The organism is Solibacillus daqui (assembly GCF_028747805.1).
Lineage (GTDB): Bacteria > Bacillota > Bacilli > Bacillales_A > Planococcaceae > Solibacillus > Solibacillus daqui.
Genome location: NZ_CP114887.1, coordinates 3,037,461 through 3,055,518 on the forward strand (window position 1 = coordinate 3,037,461; position 18,058 = coordinate 3,055,518).

Below are 18,058 nucleotides of genomic sequence, written 5' to 3' on the forward strand. Positions count from 1 at the left end.
AGCATTCTCACCTTTTTTCATATTCAATGAAATCTGAACTTCCTAAATCAATTACAATAGCAATAATGTACCCACCTCTTACAAACACGCTTTCTTCATACAATCGCAATATCCCTCTCAAACCAATTCTTTTAACCTATATACTTTCCATATATACCATTTTAACCATTAAAGTTAACCATCCACTTTATACTTAAAGTAATTATTTCAAAAACAATAAACAGTACTTTTTAATTAATTATTTCTAAATAATTCAATAAAATTTATCCATTGATGAACAGAATTAACATATAATAGGTAATGAATTGTTTGCATTTAAAGTTAGGAGTGAACCTATGCCAAAAATTGAACAACTATTGCTGCAGGATATCGTACCTGGTGATATTCTTGCTGCCGATATATATGTTGACCGCCAACTAATCATGACAAAAGGTAGTCCCATCACAGAAAAAGCAATTGATTTACTTAAAAGAAAGAGTGTACAATTTGTTTCGATTTACTATAACGAACAAGTTATGGCACCAATTGATATAAATATCCCTAATGTCAAATCAGAAACCCTTCAGCCAACGGAAAGCTTAACATTTAACTTTGCAGCTATTTCTGAAGATAATTACGAAACCTTTGACTTCTACGCTATATTAGCTGAACTTGATATTGAAATTCGTTATGGTGAAATCTTAAAGGATGAGAAAAAAATTGATTACTTGCAAAAATTATTAGCCAAAATTTTATCAAATAGTGATTATAAAAATTATTTAATGCAACTAAGAACATGGGATCATCATTCTTATCTACATTCGATTGATGCCTATATTATTGGAACTTTATTTGCGCTCCATTTAAATTTAAAAAATATAGAGCGTTTGGCAATTGGCTATTTGCTACACGATATTGGGAAGCTTAAAACTCCACGTACCATCTTATCAAAGCCTGGTCGCTTAACTGCACACGAATATGAAGAAATGAAAATGCATACGCTTCATGGTGAAGAGATTTTCAAACAAATTGGCTTAACAGATTTAGCTTACATCGCCAAATCACACCATGAACGTCGTAATGGCGAAGGATATCCTGAAAGTGTACCAACCATTTTTACAACAGAACTTGAGCTGCTTCAAATCATTGATGTTTATTCTGCTACAACAATGAAACGAACATACCGTGACGCGATGCGTGCAGCAGATGCCTTTAGTTTACTTTACCGTGACGAAGAAAAATTTAATGATAGTCTATTAACATTATTTGTTGATTTTATTGGTATTTACCCTGTAAATTCAATTGTTCTATTATCAGACGGCTACCACGGAATTGTCGAAAAAACAAATCCACAATTCCCAACGTCACCTCGTGTGAAATGTATGGAAACGAATACTTCTTTCCATATTTCAATTAACAACGATATTACAATTGTTAAAATGATTTCACACCAAACTGAAGATAAGTCAGAGCTTTTAAATACGTTTTACAATGAACTTGCTAGCGCTAATGTAGAAAGCGCGAAAAAAACCTATTTAAAAATTGTAGACAACTTTAAGGTTATTGAATATTTCACGAAAATTTTTATTCCTGTCTATCAAATTCTAAATTTACTGCATATGCAAAAGGCCATTTCTGACAAAAAGCATGCAGATGTCATCAATTATATGAAGCAGCTCATGCAACAAAAAGTAAACGAACAAATAGAAAATAATTTATATAAAGAAAATGTTTTAATTTTGGTTGATGATCAATTTAAAAACGATTACTTCTTCTCGGTTTTTTTAGGTCTCATTCATAATGATCGCGTGATGCCACATATCATGCCGATAAACGCTAATCTTGAATTAATTTTAAACAAGCTAGACACTGTAGAATTTACAACAACATGCGTCATTAGTAATTCCAATACCGATACGTTGTTATTGTCATATTTACCAAATATGTATGAAGTACCGAAAAATAAAATCGAAAACTATTTAATCGGCCTTATTGGTGATAATAAGGATGTATTCAACTTCCACTATTTACTCGAAGATTTAGCTGTGGAACAACCGTTTGTTTTTAATTAATATAAAAGTGGTTATGCAAAAATGGCGACCTGAAACACTTCTCGGCCGCCTTCCTTTTTATGTTAAGAAGCATCTGTTATTTCACTTCAAATTTATAGCCAAACCCTCTGACTGTTTGAATATACTTCGGCTTCGCTGGATTCGTTTCAATTTTTTTACGTAGCATACTAATATGAACTGTAACTGCCTTTAAATCGACATTTTCGTCATAGCCCCACACTTGATCAATAATTTGCTCGACACTTAATACTTGATTGCGATTTTCGACAAGATAAAATAAAATTTGCTTTTCCTTTGTAAAGAGATGCACCTGTTCCCCGTTTATGTACACATTTTTTTCTTCAAAATCAATTAGCATATTATCTAATTTAAGCTGCTGCTTTTTCATACCTTTTTTTCGATTAATATGCGCATTGATTCTTGCAATCACTTCTTTTGCGATAAATGGCTTCGTTATATAATCATCCGCCCCTACATCAAAGCCAGTTAATCGATCCACTACCGTATCATTAGCCGATATAAAAAACATTAATACTTCTGATTGCTTACGAATATATTTTGCTAATTCCATTCCTGAACCATCAGGTAAATTAATATCAATTAGCATTAAATCAATTGGATGCGCTGAAAATTGTTTTTTACCTTCTGAAATTGATCTTGCTTTGACAATGTTGTAACCTGCATTTTGTACATAAAGTGAAAGAACTTCTAAGATATCTTCATCATCTTCAATAATTAAAATCGTCACATCCTCCATATTACTCCCCCACTGTAGTATTATTTTTCTGACGTTACTAGAAAATAGTATCATATTTTACAGATGCTTCATAATACAAACAATGTTTTCTTGAAATAAAATAGACTGTTCAGAAAAAATTCTGAACAGTCTTTCATAAAAAATGATTATTATTTTACAACGATGTTTACTAATTTCCCTGGGATTACGATAACTTTTACAACATCTTTACCAGTAATGAATTCTTGTACTTTAATATCTTCAAGCGCAACTTTTTCTAATTCTTCTTTAGAAACGTCTTTTGCTACTTTTACTTTAGCACGAACTTTACCTAATACTTGCACAACAACTTCGATTTCATCATCTACAAGCTTAGATTCGTCAAATGCTGGCCACTGTTCGTACGTAATTGTACCTTCGTGACCTAAAATTGCCCAAAGCTCTTCTGCTACGTGTGGAGCGATTGGTGATAATAATTTTACAAAGCCTTCTACATATTTAGTTGGAATCACTTCTGCTTTGTAGCAATCATTGATGAACACCATCATTTGTGAAATCGCCGTGTTGAAACGGATACCTTCGTAGTCATCTGTCACTTTTTTCACTGTTTGATTGTACACTTTTTCTAATGATTGATCATCTGATACTTGTACTTTATCGGCTAATTTGCCTTCGTCTGTCACGAATAAGCGCCAAATACGATCTAAGAAGCGACGTGCCCCATCAAGACCATTAGTAGACCATGCAACAGAAGCTTCTAACGGACCCATGAACATTTCGTATAAACGTAATGTATCGGCACCATGAGATTCGATAATATCATCAGGGTTTACAACATTCCCTTTTGATTTCGACATTTTTTCGTTCCCTTCACCTAAGATCATCCCTTGGTTGAATAACTTTTGGAATGGCTCTTTCGTGTGAACAACGCCTAAATCGTAAAGTACTTTATGCCAGAAGCGTGCGTATAGTAAGTGCAGTACCGCGTGCTCCGCGCCACCGATGTAAATATCAACCGGTAACCAACGCTTTAATAATTCTGGGTCAGCAATTGCTTTGTCATTTGTCGGATCGATATAGCGTAGGAAGTACCATGAAGAACCAGCCCATTGTGGCATTGTGTTCGTTTCACGACGACCTTTTTTTCCTGTTACCGGATCTACAACATTTACCCACTCTTCAATATTCGCAAGTGGTGATTCACCTGTACCTGAAGGACGGATGTTTGTTGTTTTCGGTAACTCAAGTGGCAGCTGCTCTTCAGGAATTGTAGTCATTGTACCATCTTCCCAGTGAATTACTGGAATTGGCTCACCCCAATAGCGTTGACGGCTGAATAACCAGTCGCGTAGACGATAAGAAATTTTCTTCTCTCCAACACCATTTTCCTCTAACCAAGCAATTGCTTTTTCAATACCATCCACTTTGTTTAAGCCATTTAAGAAATCAGAGTTAATGTGAACACCGTCACCAGTGAATGCTTCGTTTTCGATATCGCCACCTTCTAATACAGGTGTAATTTCTAAACCGAATTCTTTTGCGAACTCGTAGTCACGCTCATCATGTGCAGGAACCGCCATGATTGCACCTGTACCATAAGAAACTAATACATAGTCGGCAATCCAGATCGGCACTTGTTTGCCGTTAATTGGGTTCACAGCATAAGCACCAGTGAAGACACCCGTTTTTTCTTTCGCTAAGTCTGTACGCTCTAGGTCAGATTTTAGAGAAACCTTTTCTAAATAAGCTTCAACCGCCTCTTTTTGTTCTGGTGTAGTAATTTCAGAAACAAATTTATGCTCTGGTGCAAGTACACAGTAAGTTGCACCGAATAATGTATCTGGACGAGTCGTAAATACTTCAAACTCTTTTTCTGTACCAGCAACTGTGAATTTCACTTGTGCCCCTTCAGAACGTCCAATCCAGTTACGTTGCATCTCTTTAATTGACTCTGGCCAATCTACATCTTCTAAATCATCTACTAAACGGTCTGCGTATTTTGTAATACGTAGTACCCATTGACGCATCGGTTTACGCACTACTGGGTGACTTCCACGTTCAGAAAGACCATCGATTACTTCTTCATTCGCTAGTACAGTTCCAAGTGCTTCACACCAGTTAACTGCGATTTCGTCTACATACGCTAAATCCATTTCCACTAATTTCGTGAAAATCCATTGCGTCCATTTGTAGTAGGAAGGATCTGTTGTATTAATTTCACGATCCCAGTCATACGAGAAGCCTAATTCGTTAATTTGACGTTTGAATGTAGCAATGTTTTTTGCAGTGAATTCTGCTGGGTCATTTCCTGTATCAAGTGCGTATTGCTCCGCTGGTAAACCGAACGCATCCCACCCCATTGGATGAAGTACATTGTAACCTTGCATACGTTTAAAACGAGAAAGGATATCTGTTGCTGTGTAACCTTCTGGGTGACCTACATGAAGACCTGAACCCGATGGATAAGGGAACATATCTAATGCGTAGAACTTCGGTTTATCGACTTCGTTTTCCGTTTTGAATGTTTTGTTAACATCCCAATATGCCTGCCATTTTTTTTCGATTTGCTGATGATTAAAGCTCACAATATTTCCTCCTTTTAAAAGCTGTTGATTGATCTATGATGAAGTATTTCACAATACGCGCATAAATTAACTGAATATTTTAACAATAAAAAAACTCGCCCCTATCTTGTGAAAGACAGGGACGAGAGAATATTGTTAACTCCCGCGGTACCACCCAAATTAGTGACACAGCACTCAGCTTGTAGATTCTTAACGCGAATTCACGGCTTTACTTACTAAGTGTTCAGCAAAGCATACTCCGAGGCGAGTTCGATTTATCACCTACTAGCTTACACCAACCGCTAGCTCTCTATAAAGTGAAACCATCTACTATTCCTCATCACAGTTCAATTTATTATTATTTCATTCATTCTAATGGATAGCTGGTAAAAGTACAAGTGGGAGTTTTACGTATTCTTCAATGCTCTGTCATAAACCAAACATGGAATAATTGCGACTAATATAATAATAGATAAAATGATCATTAACACTTGCATACCATAAACATCCACCATGAAGCCACCAAATACTGGACCAATCATACGTCCAATTGTTGTAGCACTATTTATTAAACCTTGATAAAAGCCTTGCTGTCCTTGTGGAGCTAGATTGTTTGCAATTAACGGAATGACCGGTGAAAAGAACACTTCACCAAACGTTAAAATAACCATCGCTGCTACAAATATTTTAAAATCTTGTGCAAAATACACGACCATATAAGATACAGACATTAACACTAAACCAAGCACTAGTTGATGCTTAACTTTCTTTTCCCAACGCGTTACAAGTGGTTTAATAATCGGTTGCACCGCAACAATCATAAAGCCATTTATCGTCCATAGTAAGCTATACTGCGACAAACTCATCCCTAAACCTTGAGTATATGACGAAATGGTTGCGCTCCATTGCGAATAACTTAGCCAACAAACAACAAGTGAAATACTTAATATTGCAATGGCCAATATCGGACCTTTTTGACGACCTTTCTCCCCTTGCGAAATCGCTTTTGTCGTCACTTGAGCTACGTCAAAACACTTAAATGTTGTTAACACAAGAATGAAAAATAACACATAGAAAAATAGATTTGCACTAAATACATAATCAAATTTAATATCAGCCACAATTCCCGCAAGTGCTGGACCAATAGCAACTCCAACATTATTTGCTAAAAAAATAGAGTTAAAGGCTTTTCGTCCCCCCTCTGGCCAAGCACTACCAGCAATCGCATAAATTGCAGGATATACAATCCCCCCACTAAAGCCAAGCATCGCTAAAAAGATGACATATTGTGGCCAATCATGCCAAAATGTTAATAACAAAATCGATACTAAATTAAGCACAACCCCAATAAATATCGCTTTATAGCCTCCCAATTTATCAAATAAAAAACCACCAACTAAATTACCAATTACCCCTGCTAATGAATTTAGCATAAGAACAATTCCTGCAACCGTTAATGACTTCCCTAAATGATCATGTATGTAAATACTATTTAAAGGCCATAAAAATGAATTTCCTACCGTATTAATAAACGAGCCAATAATTAATAACCAAACTTGTTTCGGCACAAAATTTCCCCCTTCAAAAACGACCTCAAACAACAAGTTTATTCTTAATATTAAAAATACACAAGAAAAAGATTTTCTATTAGTACAGTTCTTAGCTCCATGATAAAATAAATGCTTAGAGGAGTGAAACAGACTTATGACTGAAACAAATTTCCCTTTCCCTTCAGATGGAAAGCGTTATTATACATGGAATCGCTATTTACGAAATGAATTCGGGAAAAAGGTATACAAGGTAGCACTAGATGCTGGCTTTGACTGCCCTAACCGTGATGGTACAGTTGCATTTGGGGGTTGTACATTTTGCTCGGCAGCTGGTTCAGGTGACTTCGCTGGCAATAAAGTGGATCCTATTCCCGTACAATTTGAGCAAATCAAATCAAAAATGGAGAGCAAATGGAAAGACGGCCTAACGATGGCTTACTTCCAAGCTTACACAAATACACATGCTCCCCTTGAAGTATTAAAGGAAAAATTCGAAGCAGCATTAGCTTGTGAAGGCGTTATGGGCTTATCAATCGCCACTCGTCCTGACTGTTTGCCAGACGATGTTATTGAATATTTGGCGGAATTAAATGAACGCACATATTTATGGGTAGAGCTTGGTTTACAAACGGTACACGAAAAAACAGCAAACTTAATTAACCGCGCACATGATTACGAAACCTATGTTGAAGGAGTTAACAAGCTCCGCAAACATAACATTCGTATTGTGACACATATTATAAACGGCTTACCACTCGAAGATTACGATATGATGATGGAAACCGCGCGTGAAGTGGCAAAGCTTGATGTACAAGGCATCAAAATTCACTTATTACACCTATTAAAAGGCACACCGCTCGTAAAACAATATGAAAAAGGTATGCTTGAGTTTATGGATAAAGATGCCTACATTAATCTCGTGGCGGATCAGCTTGAAATCATTCCCCCAGAAATGATTGTACATCGAATTACAGGTGACGGCCCCATCGATTTAATGATTGGTCCAATGTGGTCAGTGAACAAATGGGAAGTGTTAAACGGCATCGACGCGGAGCTTGAACGACGCGGATCATGGCAAGGAAAGCACTATAAGGCTGATGTGACAAGCGAATGAAGCTAGAACGAGTTATTCAATACGCACAAACACTACTACAAATGTCAATTGCTGAAGGTGATATCGCCGTTGATGCGACAGCTGGTAACGGGCATGATACGTTATTTTTAGCGAACCTTGTTGGCGATCATGGTTTTGTTTATGCATTTGATGTGCAGAAAGAAGCCGTTGATGCAACATTACACCGTTTACTTGACAATGCATTAGAACACCGTGCCATCGTGTTACGCGACGGCCATGAAAATGTAGCTAAATACGTCAATAAGCCGGTATCAGCCGCCATTTTTAATCTTGGCTATTTACCAGGCAGTGACCACGAAATTGTAACAAAGCCAAATACAACAATTCAGTCACTCGAAAGCCTACTTAAATTATTAAAAGTAGGCGGCATGATTGTATTAGTTGTCTATCATGGACACGAAGGCGGGAAAGAAGAGCGCGATGAAGTGATTCGCTTTGTTAGTAATTTACCACAAAAACACATTCACGTACTGCGCTATGAATTTATTAATCAAAAAAATGACCCGCCGTTTATCATTGCATTAGAAAAAGTAAAAGAATTACCAAGGGATTTTGAATTTATTTTGACCACCGCAGAAGCACCGCCTGTAACGGATAAATAATATATGAGACGAGCACTGTCCAAAACGGAAACATTTTTTTGACAGCTCCCCTTTTAGAAATGAGGGAATATATGCGATTATGGCATTATAAATTGATACCTTATTTACCAAAAAGCCAACTTCTTGCACAATGGCGCGAGCTCAACAGTATTTTTGCGAAAGAAGACAAACACATTCTCATCAATTATATTTACGAATACCCAAAGAGCGATTTATATGTATACTCAGAGCTTGTACTACAAGAAATGAAATTGCGCGGTGTCAACATTCGAACGCTTGATAAAATGGCACGCTATTTTGAAGACATTGAAATTCCCATTACTTATAACCCGTTCGCGAAGCATCATAACGAACCGTATTTAACCATTTGCTTCTACAATTTATATGAAAAATTTATTCGCGGACAAAAGGATTTTTCTTCAGAGCAATTTACAACACTTGAAACATTTTATACGTTAGATAAACCTATTTCTCGCAATAATAATGTGAAATAATGGCTATACTTACGTGGAATTCCTTGAAATATTTTATACTTTCCTATCCACCAAAAAGGGCAGCCGAATTAATTCGGTCTGCCCTTTTCCATTTTTATTTATTACGCGTTTCCCAAAAATCAGCATTTTTAATGCCGAGCTTCTTCGGATCAAACTCTGGGTCTTTCCCCTCTTTTTTTTGCTGCTCATAGTCTTTCAACGCAATTAACGCTGGCTTCATGATGAATAGCATCAAAATAACGTTTATCCAAACTGTTAATCCTAATCCTACGTCACCAAACGCCCATGCTAAATCAGATGTTTTTACCGTACCGTAGAATGCAGAAGCTAATAAAATAATTTTCATTGCGAAAATACCAATTTTTTCGGTATTACCTTTAAACATGTATGATACATTTGTCTCTGCAATGTAGTAGTAAGCCATTAATGTTGTAAATGCGAATAAGAATAATGAAACCGCAACAAATCCTGAACCAAAGTTATTTAATGTAGGGAATGCATCATTTACAGCTGCTTGTGTAAAGCCTGTATATGTGATTGCTCCATCTAATTTCGCCTCGATTAATGCACCATCTTGACTCCCATCATGTACGTTGTATGTCCCCATGAATAAAATCATTAATGCCGTCGCAGAACAGACTAATAATGTGTCAATGTAAACCGATGCTGCTTGAACTAAACCTTGTTTTGCTGGGTGAGAAACTTCAGCAGCTGCGGCTGGATGTGCACCAGTACCTTGGCCTGCTTCGTTTGAATAAATTGCACGTTTTACACCCCAGAAAATCGCACTACCAATCATACCACCAAATAGTGCATCCGTTGCAAACGCACTACGGAAAATTAAAGATAAAACAGCTGGTACTTCTGAAATATTCATAATGATAATAATAAATGCAACTAACATATACGCTAATGCCATGAATGGCACTAAAACTTGTGCTACGTTGGCAATACGTTTTACCCCACCAAAAATGATTATTCCAAGTAAAACAATTGTTACTAATCCAGTGATCCAAGGCTCAATACCAAATGCATTTTCTACTGCACCTGAGATGGCGTTAGCCTGTACTCCTGGCATTAAAACTGCAACCGACATAATCATTGCAATCGCAAAAATAATACCTAACGCTTTAATACCTGTTGATTTTTCGATATAAAATGCTGGACCACCACGATATTGCCCATCCTTCTTTTCTTTGTAGATTTGGGCTAATGTTGATTCCATATACGCTGTAGATGCACCAATGAATGCTGTTACCCACATCCAGAACACCGCACCAGGACCACCAAATGCAATTGCTGAAGCTGTCCCGATAATATTACCTGTACCTACACGTCCTGATAATGCAATCGACATCGCTTGGAATGACGATACACCCGCGTCTGACTTTTCCCCTTTAAACATCAGAGTGAACATATCGCCAATAAGTCGAACTTGAGCGAATTTTGTTAGAATCGAGAAAAATAACCCGACAATTAAAATACCGTAAATCATTACTGGGCCCCATAAAATATTATTGGCCCACCCTACAAACTCATTAATAAATCCCATAAGTTTCCCCCTTGTTGGCATAGTGTATTATTTTAAAGTTTAGTATATTACAAATATTCTAAAATTTCGATATATTTTTTCTTAAAATTTTAAAAGCCTAGTAAAATGGAGTCTCTACTAGGCTTTTCCTTATTCAATAATATATCCCAAATCGCGCAAAGCGTTGTTTATAAAGTCTACACTATATCTAAAAACTTCCTCTCGTTCTAGCTCAAAGTATAAGCTATGCATACACCCTTTCCACTGTTTAAATTGGAATTCTGAGTGTCCCGTTTGTTCATAAGCCCATTTTTTTGTTGCTTGAACATCGGTAATTTTATCATTTTCACCCGTCATCACTAATAGGGGAACATTAGGTAATTTAAATTCTGGATCACGTATGGTACGTGTTACTTGCTGCCAATCACGATACCATTTCACTGTCACTGTATTATTTAATGGCAAATATTCTTTTAGCTCCATTAACACATCCGTGTTACGTGTAAAATGTTGTAACGTCAACTCATGCTTCAGCTTTACATTAGACGTAATAACACTAAAGCTAGATAGCGCATTGGATAATTTTCCTGGAGTTAATTTTAAATTTAGCCACGGTGAAGTTAATATGATTCCAGCACAATCAAGTTTTTTCTTTTGAAGTACATACGTTGCAATCGTGGCACCTAAACCATGCCCAACTACAAATAATGGTAAATTATATTCTAATGCTACTTTAAATAATAATTTCGTATATTTATAATATCCTTCGAAATCTTCATCATGATATCTTGCAAATTTCTCTTGCTCCCCATGTCCAGGTAAATCTCCCATTACAACATGAAAGCCCGCACTTCTAAACTTTTCAATTAACCATGCGTACCAGCGATGCTGTTCATAAACACTATGAAGAATGACGATTACTGCTTTCGGTTGCTGTTCTGTTTCCCATTTCCACATGGTCAAACCACTCTTTCATTCAAATTTCTATTTTCTATCATACATTGTGCCTCAAATAAATGCTAATTGAAAATTTCCCTCTATCTGTTACGATAATAACAGCACATACTATTTTATATAAGAATCGAGGAATTGCACATGATTTATCCTTACAAAGACAAATCACCTAACATTCATCCTAGCGCGTTTGTTGCGGATTATGCAACAATAACAGGCGATGTAACAATTGGGGCTGAGTCAACTATTTGGTTCAATACTGTAATTCGCGGTGACGTCAACAAAACCGTAATTGGTGAACGTGTTAGTATCCAAGATTTATCTTGTCTACACCAAAGCCCTGCTTATCCATTAATTGTTGAAGATGAAGTAACAGTAGGTCATCAAGTTACGCTACATAGTTGTACAATAAAAAAACGCGCACTTGTCGGTATGGGTTCCATCATTTTAGATGGGGCTGAAATTGGTGAAGGGGCGTTCATTGGTGCAGGTAGCCTTGTCCCTCCAGGAAAGGTAATTCCACCAAACTGCTTGGCAATGGGGCGTCCAGCAAAAGTTGTACGTGAACTTACAGAAGAAGACCGCGCGGACATGGATCGAATCATCCGCGAATACGTTGAAAAAGGGCAATATTATAAATCTTTACAAAACACTCAAGCAAATAAGAGCGTTTAAAATTATACAGTTCCTTCCTATTGTATTGGTCTAAATTTTTCGAGTACCGAAAAAAGCAAATAGAGCCATTATTAGCATGTTACTAATAATGGCTCCATTTTTAATTTTATAAACCTGCTTTTTCTTTTAACAATTGTGCTTTGTCTGTATTTTCCCAAGGCACATTTAAGTCTGTACGACCAAAGTGACCATAAGCAGCTGTTTGCTTATAAATTGGACGACGTAGGTCTAACATTTTAATGATACCTGCAGGACGTAAGTCGAATAATTCACGTACCCATTCAACCATTTGAGATTCTGCTACTTTACCAGTACCGAATGTATCAATCGCGATTGATACAGGTTGTGCTACCCCGATTGCATACGCTAATTGCACTTCTGCGCGATCTGCTAAACCGGCCGCTACGATATTTTTAGCCACATAACGTGCTGCATAGGCTGCAGAACGGTCTACTTTTGTCGCATCTTTACCAGAGAATGCACCACCACCATGACGTGCATAACCACCATAAGTGTCCACGATAATTTTACGACCTGTTAAACCAGCATCCCCTTTAGGACCACCGATTACGAAACGGCCCGTCGGATTGATGAAGTACTTTGTAGCTTCGTCTAATAATTCTGCCGGAACAACTGATGCAATAACATGTGCCTTCATGTCCGCTTGAATTTGCTCTAATGTTGCTTCTTCATCATGCTGTGTAGAAATTACGATTGTATCGACACGAACAGGTACGTTGTTTTCATCATACTCAATTGTTACTTGTGTTTTACCGTCTGGACGTAAGTATGCAAGCTGACCAGATTTACGCACTTCCGATAATCGACGCGCTAATTTATGCGCTAATGAAATTGGCATAGGCATAAGTTCTGGCGTTTCGTTACATGCATAACCGAACATTAAGCCTTGGTCACCTGCACCGATTGCTTCTAACTCGTCCTCTGACATTGAACCTTCACGTGCTTCTAACGCTTGGTCTACACCTTGTGCAATGTCAGGAGATTGCTCACCTACTGCTACAAGTACTGCTAAGTTTTCGGCATCAAAGCCATATTTACCACGCGTGTAGCCGATCTCTGCTACAGTGTCACGGATAATCCCTTTCATATCTACGTATGTTGATGTTGTAATTTCACCAGATACTAATACTAATCCTGTAGTAACTGTTGTTTCACATGCTACACGTGCATTTGGATCTGCTGCTAAAATTGCATCTAAAATTGCATCTGAAATTTGATCACAAATTTTGTCTGGATGTCCTTCCGTTACACTTTCTGATGTAAACAGTCGACGATTTGCCATGTTTATTTCCTCCTAAAAAACCTTACAAGTATTTTTGACGGTACTCATTACGCCCATGTTCAGCTTCTTTGCTTTATCAACACGAGTTATTCGAAAGGTATTTCAAGGAAACTTCCCTTTATAAATTAAAAAAACCTTCCGCTCTGATCTGCGCAATAGTGCACAGCGAGGAAAGGGTTACGTTCGTTCATTACCTTTCACTCTTATCGTTCAAGGAAAAATCCTTGCATCAGATTGGCACCAACGCATGTCGTGAATGTTCATGCAGGTTGCCGGGTTTCATAGGGCCTGACCCTCCACCAGCTCGGGATAAGAGTATCCGTTCAATTAAACATCTTACGTAAAAAAGCTTTTACTGTCAATTAAATTTGTCTTATTTCATGCAGTTTTTAAACAGATAAAATTTCCTAAAAAAATAATACATAATTAGTATAGATTATTATAATCAATGTGTTATACTATTTTTGAATTAACAAATAACTCCCCTACACAAGGGAATAATATAAAAAAGGATGGTATTTAATAGATGAATTCGGTAGAAATTGCTAACGAGCTGAAAGAACTTTTAAATGGGGAAAACATTCAAACTCAATTATCAGTTCCACAATTAGTTGAAAAAGCTACATCACGTGGAGAAGCAATGTTAACTGTAGAGGGCGCATTACGTGCCGAAACAGGTAAATATACTGGTCGTTCTCCTAAAGATAAATATATTGTTGAAGAAGAATCTTCAAAAAATAAAATCGACTGGGGCAAAGTAAACCGTCCAATCTCAGCAGATGTTTTCGATAATCTTTATGTAAAAGTAATCAAGTACTTAAAAGAGCGCGATGAATTATTCGTATTCAACGGCTATGCAGGTGCAGATAAAGCTTCTCAATTATCTATTAAAGTAATTAATGAATACGCTTGGCATAACCTATTCTGTCATCAATTATTCATCCGTCCTACTGCAGAAGAATTAGCTACTCACATTGCTGACTTCACAATCGTATCTGCTCCAAACTTCAAAGCAGATCCAAAAGTAGATGGAACGGATTCTGAAACATTTATCATTACATCACTTGAAAAGAAAATCATTCTTATCGGTGGTACAGAATATGCTGGAGAAATGAAAAAATCTATCTTCGGTATTATGAACTACTTATTACCAGAACAAGATATTTTCCCAATGCACTGTTCAGCAAACGTTGGTGAAACTGGGGACGTATCATTATTCTTCGGTTTATCAGGTACTGGTAAAACAACTTTATCAGCAGACGCTGACCGTAAATTAATCGGGGATGACGAGCATGGTTGGTCTGACAACGGCGTATTTAATATCGAAGGTGGTTGCTACGCTAAAACAGCAAACCTTTCTCCTGAAAACGAACCAGAAATTTATGCAGCAATCAAATTTGGTTCGGTTTTAGAAAACGTAGTAGTAGATGCACATACACGTGTAAGTGACTACAGCGACCTTTCATTAACTGAAAACACACGTGTAGCGTACCCAATCGACTACATCGAAAATATTGCAGTACCATCAGTGGCAGGACACCCAAATACGATCATCTTTTTAACTGCAGATGCATTTGGCGTATTACCTCCAATCTCTAAATTAACAAAAGAGCAAGCAATGTATCACTTCTTAAGCGGCTTCACTTCGAAGTTAGCAGGTACAGAGCGCGGTGTTACTGAACCAGAGCCAGTATTCTCTACATGCTTCGGCTCACCATTCTTACCATTACCTGCAACAGTTTACGCTGAGCAATTAGGTAAAAAAATCGACGAGCACGGTTCTCAAGTATTCTTAGTAAATACTGGTTGGACTGGTGGCGAATACGGTGTTGGTAGCCGTATGAAGCTTTCTTTCACTCGTACAATGGTACGTGCAGCAATCGAAGGAAAACTAAACAATGTGGAAACAACTCAAGATGCCGTATTCGGATTAAATATCCCAGTTGCTGTTGAAGGTGTTCCAACTGAAGTGTTAAACCCTCGCGATGCATGGTCTGACAAAGCAGCTTACGATAAAAAAGCATCTGAGCTTGCAGACTTATTCAAAAACAACTTCACAAAATTCGTAAACGTAGACGAAGCAATTGTGAAAAAAGGCGGTCCTTTAGCATAATTCGCTAAATCAATACGACATAATGTTTAACTTTGGAGTGCATTTTCAGAGCTCCTCCCTAATTTGGGTAAACATCAAATAAATGTATATCATATTAGAAAAAGGATGTTACGCACAGGTCTAATGCGTAACATCCTTTTTCGATTTCATCCAACCACATAATTTTTGTACGGTTATCCGATTTAATTTAGGTGGGTAATGATGTTTTAAGCCATAAGAAAACCACGTTTCAACTGACTTCCCTTCCCCTTTTAAATACAGCTCGAGCTGATAGGCATGCTCAATATCGACATGTTGGTCTTCTGTACCATGAATAATTAACACAGGTGCATGAATTTGTGCAACATCATATAACGCTGTACGATCCTCATAGTTTTCAGGTACTTTATTTGGTGTACCACCTACGATACGTTTTAAGCCTCTGCGCATATCAACACGCTCCCAATACGTAGCAGTCGCATCTGATACACCCGCCCACGTTACAAGTGATTTTACTTCATCACTTAATATTGCGGTCCATAATGCCATTAAACCTCCGCGTGAAAATCCGAAAACATTCACTTGCTGAACATCAATAAATTGCTTTAGTACCGCAATAGCACTAATCGCATCATAGCGATCGTCACCAGCAAACTCATCCTTCCCTTCACCACCACGATTTCCACGATAATACGGTGCAAAGACAACGAATCCATGTTGGGCAAATTGTGCGATACGCGCAGGGCGTACCATGCCAATCGATTGTAAACCTCCGCGCAAATAAAGAATGGCTTCGTAATTTCCATCCTCTATAGGGCGCGCTAATAGCCCTTTAACGCGAAGTCCCTGCGAGTAGTAAATTACTTCATCTAGACGTATTTGACGGTTAGGTGAAGGATATGGGCGTATTGAAAAGATATTACCATTGTCATTCATGATTTTTCACTTCCTGCAACATCTTTTTCATGCCAGCATCTCGCATATAGAAACTTAAGTTGGGCCGCTGCCAAAGCTCCTCTTCCGTCAACCATAAAATTCCGTCAGTCTCATAATCACCAACAAACGTCTCAATTTCTTTTACCTTTGCTGTAAATACAGCCTTGCAAAATGGAATTTTATCATGTACAACATAGTAAGCAAACCACTTTATATCTTCTACAATAACATTCGTTTCCTCATACACTTCACGAATGGCCGCCTGCATCAATGATTCATCCTCTTCCTGCTTGCCGCCAGGAAATTCTACTCCACGGCTACTATGAATTGTACAAAGCCATTTTCCGTCGTGTTGTACAAGTGCTAGCACATGCTTTGGCTCTACTTCAAATGGTCCTTCATCAAAACGTAAATCTACTTGTAATCCGTTTTCATCAATAAATGTAAACATTCGCTCAACTCCTACTTGTAAGTGTAACGAACGAATAAACATCATTCAATATGAGATATCATCTCTCTAACGAAAATAAGGTAACTGTTCTACAAATCTTTTTGCCTCATCGTCGCCAAATTCATGAATAAGTGCGTATACTTTTTGCAGACGGTAATCAAGCTCATGATTTAAGCGGTCCATATGGTACGGAATAAACGGCATATGCGCTCGAAATGCATTCGATGCTTCTAAGCTTTGCATTTGTGAAAATAGTTTTGAAAACACCCGTGCCTTAATGGGGTCCATTTGCAACACAAATTCATACGACGATCCTGGATGCATATTACACGTTAAATGAACGACAGATACATAGATATTTCTCTTTTGCATGTTGTTTCACCTCAAGTATTAGCATGCTTAACATCGAAAAAACTATGCAAAAAAACGACCCCATAATCGGAGTCGTTCTCTTATTAGTTACCTAAATATGCGTTTAACATCCAAGCATGCTTTTCTAGGCTTTGGAATGTTGCGTTCAGTAAATCTTCCGTACGATCATCACCAGCTTCACCTGCTGTTTCCATCGCTTTCTTTAAAGCTTTCATAATCGTTTGGAAGTCGGCAATTGTTGATTCAACCATTTCTTCCGTTGATTCTTTCCCTGTCGCCTCTTCGATTAATGATAATTCCAGATGCTCTTTTAACGTTGCAACTGGTTTACCACCCTTAGATAAAATACGCTCTGCAATATCATCTAAATTAATTGTTACTTCGTTGTATAGCTCTTCAAATTTAGTGTGTAGCGTGAAGAATGATGGACCATTTACATACCAGTGATAGTTATGTAATTTTGTATACAACACTGACCACGTAGCTACTAATTCGTTTAACTGTCCATTTAACTTTTTCTCTGCCATGCTTGTCACCTCATAGTTTATATTTAAAATCTCAAGTTTAATAGAGATTTTATCCCTAATTGAAAAATATTATCATTAATATAAT

The 18,058-nt window shown here is 37.4% G+C and carries 16 protein-coding genes, 1 riboswitch and 1 other annotated feature; of the genes, 6 read left to right on the forward strand and 10 right to left on the reverse strand.

Going from position 1 to position 18,058, the window contains the following annotated elements; genetic code table 11:
- Nucleotides 1-335: 335 nt before the first annotated feature.
- On the forward strand, nt 336-2,051 hold the full coding sequence (locus tag O7776_RS14830; RefSeq protein ID WP_274307785.1) for an HD-GYP domain-containing protein: 1,716 nt from the start codon (nt 336-338) through the stop codon (nt 2,049-2,051).
- A gap of 76 nt (nt 2,052-2,127) precedes the next feature.
- Here the strand turns inward: O7776_RS14830 and O7776_RS14835 are convergent, their stop codons facing one another.
- The 3 genes from O7776_RS14835 to O7776_RS14845 form a co-directional block, all read right to left on the reverse strand.
- Nucleotides 2,128-2,808: a response regulator transcription factor gene (locus O7776_RS14835; RefSeq protein ID WP_274307786.1), complete on the reverse strand. Its 681-nt coding sequence runs from the start codon at nt 2,806-2,808 to the stop codon at nt 2,128-2,130.
- A gap of 149 nt (nt 2,809-2,957) precedes the next feature.
- Nucleotides 2,958-5,372, reverse strand: coding sequence for a leucine--tRNA ligase (gene leuS, locus O7776_RS14840; RefSeq protein ID WP_274307787.1), 2,415 nt, complete (start codon nt 5,370-5,372; stop codon nt 2,958-2,960).
- Between the two features lie 114 nt (nt 5,373-5,486).
- Nucleotides 5,487-5,704, reverse strand: a binding site (T-box leader).
- A gap of 54 nt (nt 5,705-5,758) precedes the next feature.
- Nucleotides 5,759-6,919 carry an MDR family MFS transporter gene (locus O7776_RS14845; RefSeq protein WP_274307788.1) on the reverse strand — a complete coding sequence of 387 codons (1,161 nt, stop codon included), beginning with the start codon at nt 6,917-6,919 and terminating at the stop codon, nt 5,759-5,761.
- A gap of 136 nt (nt 6,920-7,055) precedes the next feature.
- Here O7776_RS14845 and mnmL point away from each other — a divergent pair, with 136 nt between their 5' ends.
- The 3 genes from mnmL to O7776_RS14860 all read left to right on the forward strand — a co-directional run bounded on the left by mnmL (nt 7,056) and on the right by O7776_RS14860 (nt 9,132).
- Nucleotides 7,056-8,015 carry a tRNA modification radical SAM protein MnmL/YtqA gene (gene mnmL, locus O7776_RS14850; protein ID WP_274307789.1) on the forward strand — a complete coding sequence of 320 codons (960 nt, stop codon included), beginning with the start codon at nt 7,056-7,058 and terminating at the stop codon, nt 8,013-8,015.
- Nucleotides 8,012-8,638: a tRNA 5-(aminomethyl)-2-thiouridylate-methyltransferase MnmM gene (gene mnmM / locus O7776_RS14855; RefSeq protein ID WP_274307790.1), complete on the forward strand. Its 627-nt coding sequence runs from the start codon at nt 8,012-8,014 to the stop codon at nt 8,636-8,638. Before mnmL ends, mnmM begins: the two co-directional genes overlap by 4 nt.
- Before the next feature lie 71 nt (nt 8,639-8,709).
- On the forward strand, nt 8,710-9,132 hold the full coding sequence (locus tag O7776_RS14860; protein ID WP_274307791.1) for a pyrimidine dimer DNA glycosylase/endonuclease V: 423 nt from the start codon (nt 8,710-8,712) through the stop codon (nt 9,130-9,132).
- A gap of 94 nt (nt 9,133-9,226) precedes the next feature.
- On the opposite strand, the gene O7776_RS14865 is transcribed toward O7776_RS14860, so the two are convergent.
- Nucleotides 9,227-10,684: an alanine/glycine:cation symporter family protein gene (locus O7776_RS14865; RefSeq protein ID WP_274307792.1), complete on the reverse strand. Its 1,458-nt coding sequence runs from the start codon at nt 10,682-10,684 to the stop codon at nt 9,227-9,229.
- 129 nt (nt 10,685-10,813) lie between these two features.
- The gene (locus O7776_RS14870) at nt 10,814-11,620 is read right to left on the reverse strand and encodes an alpha/beta hydrolase (RefSeq protein WP_274307793.1); all 807 of its coding nucleotides are present in this window, start codon (nt 11,618-11,620) and stop codon (nt 10,814-10,816) included.
- A gap of 138 nt (nt 11,621-11,758) precedes the next feature.
- Here O7776_RS14870 and O7776_RS14875 point away from each other — a divergent pair, with 138 nt between their 5' ends.
- Nucleotides 11,759-12,292: a gamma carbonic anhydrase gene (locus O7776_RS14875; protein ID WP_274307794.1), complete on the forward strand. Its 534-nt coding sequence runs from the start codon at nt 11,759-11,761 to the stop codon at nt 12,290-12,292.
- A gap of 106 nt (nt 12,293-12,398) precedes the next feature.
- Here the strand turns inward: O7776_RS14875 and metK are convergent, their stop codons facing one another.
- Nucleotides 12,399-13,595: a methionine adenosyltransferase gene (gene metK / locus O7776_RS14880; protein ID WP_274307795.1), complete on the reverse strand. Its 1,197-nt coding sequence runs from the start codon at nt 13,593-13,595 to the stop codon at nt 12,399-12,401.
- Between the two features lie 200 nt (nt 13,596-13,795).
- Nucleotides 13,796-13,911, reverse strand: a riboswitch (SAM riboswitch).
- Nucleotides 13,912-14,121: 210 nt separating this feature from the next.
- Between metK and pckA the strand changes: the two genes are divergently transcribed.
- Nucleotides 14,122-15,708 carry a phosphoenolpyruvate carboxykinase (ATP) gene (gene pckA, locus O7776_RS14885; RefSeq protein ID WP_274307796.1) on the forward strand — a complete coding sequence of 529 codons (1,587 nt, stop codon included), beginning with the start codon at nt 14,122-14,124 and terminating at the stop codon, nt 15,706-15,708.
- 120 nt (nt 15,709-15,828) lie between these two features.
- Here the strand turns inward: pckA and O7776_RS14890 are convergent, their stop codons facing one another.
- The 4 genes from O7776_RS14890 to O7776_RS14905 all read right to left on the reverse strand — a co-directional run bounded on the left by O7776_RS14890 (nt 15,829) and on the right by O7776_RS14905 (nt 17,973).
- Nucleotides 15,829-16,623 carry an alpha/beta hydrolase family protein gene (locus O7776_RS14890; protein ID WP_274307797.1) on the reverse strand — a complete coding sequence of 265 codons (795 nt, stop codon included), beginning with the start codon at nt 16,621-16,623 and terminating at the stop codon, nt 15,829-15,831.
- Nucleotides 16,616-17,074 (reverse strand): NUDIX hydrolase, encoded by a 459-nt coding sequence (locus O7776_RS14895; protein WP_274307798.1) that lies wholly within the window; start codon nt 17,072-17,074, stop codon nt 16,616-16,618. Before O7776_RS14895 ends, O7776_RS14890 begins: the two co-directional genes overlap by 8 nt.
- Nucleotides 17,075-17,140: 66 nt before the next feature.
- Nucleotides 17,141-17,446: a transposase gene (locus O7776_RS14900; RefSeq protein ID WP_274307799.1), complete on the reverse strand. Its 306-nt coding sequence runs from the start codon at nt 17,444-17,446 to the stop codon at nt 17,141-17,143.
- Nucleotides 17,447-17,529: 83 nt separating this feature from the next.
- Nucleotides 17,530-17,973 (reverse strand): Dps family protein, encoded by a 444-nt coding sequence (locus O7776_RS14905; protein ID WP_274307800.1) that lies wholly within the window; start codon nt 17,971-17,973, stop codon nt 17,530-17,532.
- Nucleotides 17,974-18,058 lie beyond the last annotated feature (85 nt).